We start from the raw sequence: 3631 nt of genomic DNA, 5'->3' as shown, positions 1-3631 counted from the left end.
CCCCGCTCGGTCAGATCCTCGTAGAACCCGGTGATGTCCACCGGCTCGGCACCCGCAGGCGGCCACTGCCCGAAGTCATAACGCGCCCCGGCCCCAGCCGAAGCAACCGGAGCGACGGGAGCAACCGGCGACAGCACACCGGACGCATGCCGCGTCCACTCCTGACCGCCCTGACCGCCACCCTCGACGACATCACCCCGCGAGGAGTACACACCGACGGAACGACGGCCCTGCTCGTCCTCGCCGCCCACGGCGACCTGGACGCGTACCGAGCCCTCCTCGGGAAGTACCAGCGGCGCGTCGATGACCAGCTCGTCGAGGACCCCGCAGCCGAACTCGTCACCGGCACGGATCGCCAGGTCGACATAGGCCGCGCCCGGAATCAGCACCACACCCTGAACGGCGTGGTCGGCGAGCCAGGGGTGCGTGCGCAGCGACAGACGAGACGTGTAGAGCAGCCCGCCCGTCGACGGTACGTCGACCTTCGCGCCGAGCAGCGGGTGACCGGCGGCCGACAGGCCGAGGGACGTGGCGTCCGACGGGGCACCCACCGTACGAAGCCAGTAGTGCTCCTGGTCGAACGCGTACGTCGGCAGTGCCACGCGCGGCCCGTCCACGGCCTCGGTGGACACGGCCCCGGTGGGCAGAGCCGCGGTCCAGTCGACGTCGGCGCCGCGGACGAACGCCTCCGCGAGGGAGCCGAGCAGTGTCTGCGCTTCGTCGCGCCCGTCGCGCATCGCAGCTACGCACACGGCATCCGCCGCCTGAGGCGATTCCGAGGTCAGCTCCCGGACGAGTCCGGTCAGTACCGCACCCGGGCCCAGCTCGAGGAACACCTGCCCGCCATGGTCCAGCGCGGCCTGCGCGCCCGCGGCGAAGAGAACGGGGCGGCGCACATGCTCGACCCAGTAGTCCGCCGTCCGCATCAGGTCATCCTCGACGACCTGACCGGTCACGTTCGATACCACGGGGATGTTCGCGGGCTGCCACTCCACGGCGGCCAGCTCGGCCGCGAACTCATCCAGCATCGCGTCCATCCGGGCGGAGTGGAACGCGTGCGACACCGCGAGCCGCTTGACCTTGCGGCCCGCTGCCCGGAGCGTGTCGGCGAGTTCGAGTACCGGGGTCTCGTCGCCGGAAAGCACCACGGACGCGGGGCCGTTGACGGCGGCGATGTCCACGCCGTCCGTCAGCAGAGCGCGGACCTCGTCCTCGCCCGCTGCCACGGCGACCATGGCGCCGCCGGTCGGCAGGGGCTGCATCAGCCTGCCGCGGGCCGCGACCAGGGTCGCCGCATCCTTGAGGGACAGCATTCCGGCCGCGTGTGCGGCACTGATCTCACCGATCGAGTGCCCCATTACGACGTCGGGGCGTACCCCCCACGACGCGACGAGGCGGAACAGCGCGGTCTCCACGGCGAACAGCGCGGCCTGCGTGTACACCGTCTGGTCGAGCAGCTGTGCCTCGGTGCTTCCCTCGGTGGCGAAGACGAGTTCACGGATGGGACGGGACACCCAGCCCGCCAGGCGGTCGTCGAGTTCGGCGCACACCTCGTCGAGGGCGGCAGCGAACACCGGGTAGCGGTCGTACAGTTCGCGTCCCATACCGGCGCGCTGCGCACCCTGGCCGGGGAACACAACGACGAGCTTTCCGGTGCCGGTACGGGTGCCGGCCGTCGCGCCGGGGCCGGGCTCGCCGTTGGCCAGCGTCCGGAGGCGTACGAGAAGTTCCTCTCGGCTTGCGGCCACGACCACGGCGCGGTCGGTGTGGAGTGCACGGTCGGACAGGAGCGATGCGGCGATACCGGCCAGCGGGATGTTCTCGTTGGTCTCGACGTACGTGGCGAGGCGTTGTGCCTGACCGGCCAGCGCGCCCGCGCTCTTGGCCGACACCACGAACGGCAGCGGTGCTTCGTCGTCCACGAGGAGGGGCTCCGCCGCGTGGTCCGCGGAGGGCTCCTGCGGTGCCTGTTCGAGGATGAGGTGGGCGTTGGTGCCGCTGACGCCGAAGGAGGAGATGCCCGCGCGGCGGGGGTGTTCGGTCTCGGGCCAGGGGCGTGCTTCGGTGAGCAGTTCCACCGCGCCTGCCGTCCAGTCGACCTGTGACGTCGGCTCGTCGACGTGGAGGGTGGCGGGCAGGACGCCGTGCTGCATCGACTCGACCATCTTGATGACGCTCGCGACGCCCGCGGCGGCCTGGGCATGCCCGATGTTCGACTTCAGCGAGCCGAGCCAGAGGGGCTGGTTCTCGGCGCGGTCCTGGCCGTAGGTGGCAAGGAGTGCCTGGGCCTCGATCGGGTCGCCCAGCGTCGTACCCGTGCCGTGTGCCTCGACCATGTCGATGTCGGAGGTGGTCAGGCGGGCGTTGGCGAGGGCCTTGCGGATGACTCGCTGCTGTGCGGGGCCGTTCGGGGCGGTGAGTCCGTTGGACGCGCCGTCCTGGTTGATCGCCGAGCCGCGGACGACGGCGAGGACCGTGTGCCCGTTCTTGCGCGCCTCGGAAAGCCGCTCAAGGAGTACGACACCGACGCCCTCGGAGAGCACGGTGCCGTCGGCGGTGGAGGAGAACGCCTTGATACGGCCGTCGGCGGCCAGACCGCGCTGACGCGAGAAGCCGAGCACACCGGCAGGCGAACCCATGACGGCCACACCACCGGCGAGGGCCATGGTGCATTCGCCCTGGCGCAGCGCCTGCGCGGCCAGGTGGATCGCCACGAGCGAGGACGAGCAGGCCGTGTCGACGGTCACCGCAGGACCCTCGAACCCGAAGACGTACGAGACGCGGCCCGAGGCCACGCTGCCCGCGATGGCCGTCGTCGCGAAGCCCTCGAACTCCTCGGGCACCTGCTCCAGCGCGCCGAGGTAGTCGTGAATGGAGACCCCGGAGAAGACACCGATGTTGGAACCCTGTGCCCGGGTCGGGTCGATGCCCGCGCGCTCGAACACTTCCCAGGAGGTTTCGAGGAGGAGGCGCTGCTGGGGGTCCATGGCGGTGGCTTCTCGGGGGGAGATGCCGAAGAAGCCGGCGTCGAACCGCCCGGCCTCGTGCAGGAATCCGCCTTGCTGCACGTACGAGGTGCCCGCCTGGTCGGGGTCGGAGGAGCCGAGGAGGCCGTCCAGATTCCAGCCGCGGTCGGTGGGGAAGTCGGACATGCCGTCGCGGCCTTCGCTGACCATCTGCCACAGGTCCTCGGGGCCCGCGACGCCGCCGGGCAGGCGGCAGGCCATGCCGACGATGGCGATGGGGTCGTCGTCGGTGGCGGTAGCGAGGGCCGGGGTGTTGATGGCCGCGGTGGCGGGGGTGGTGGTCTGTCCGCTGAGTTCGTCGCGGAGGTGGCGCGCGAGTGCCTTGGGGGTGGGGTAGTCGAAGATCAGCGTGGCGGGGAGCTTGACGCTGGTCGCGGTGCTGAGTCGGTTACGGAGTTCAACCGCCGTCAGCGAGTCGAAGCCGAGATCACTGAAGCCGCGGCCGTCCCTGGACAGGTCGCCGACGTCGACACCGAGGACGTCCATGGCCTCGCCACCGATGATGTCGATCAGGAGTTTTTCCTGGTCGGTGGGGGTGAGGGTGGTGAGTTGGTGGGTGAGGTTGTTGTGGTGGTGGGTGGTGTGGGCGGTGGGTCGGGTGGGGT

General features: G+C 70.7%; 1 protein-coding gene. It reads right to left on the bottom strand.

The features are described from left to right. A partial coding sequence (locus ABZ953_RS39150) for a beta-ketoacyl synthase N-terminal-like domain-containing protein (protein WP_361734294.1) occupies nucleotides 1–3631 on the bottom strand: 3631 nt, incomplete at both ends.

This window comes from Streptomyces sp. NPDC046465 (genome assembly GCF_040646035.1).
Lineage (GTDB): Bacteria > Actinomycetota > Actinomycetes > Streptomycetales > Streptomycetaceae > Streptomyces.
The sequence above is the reverse complement of the archived record's forward strand: the minus strand, read 5'-3'. Positions and strand labels throughout refer to the sequence as shown.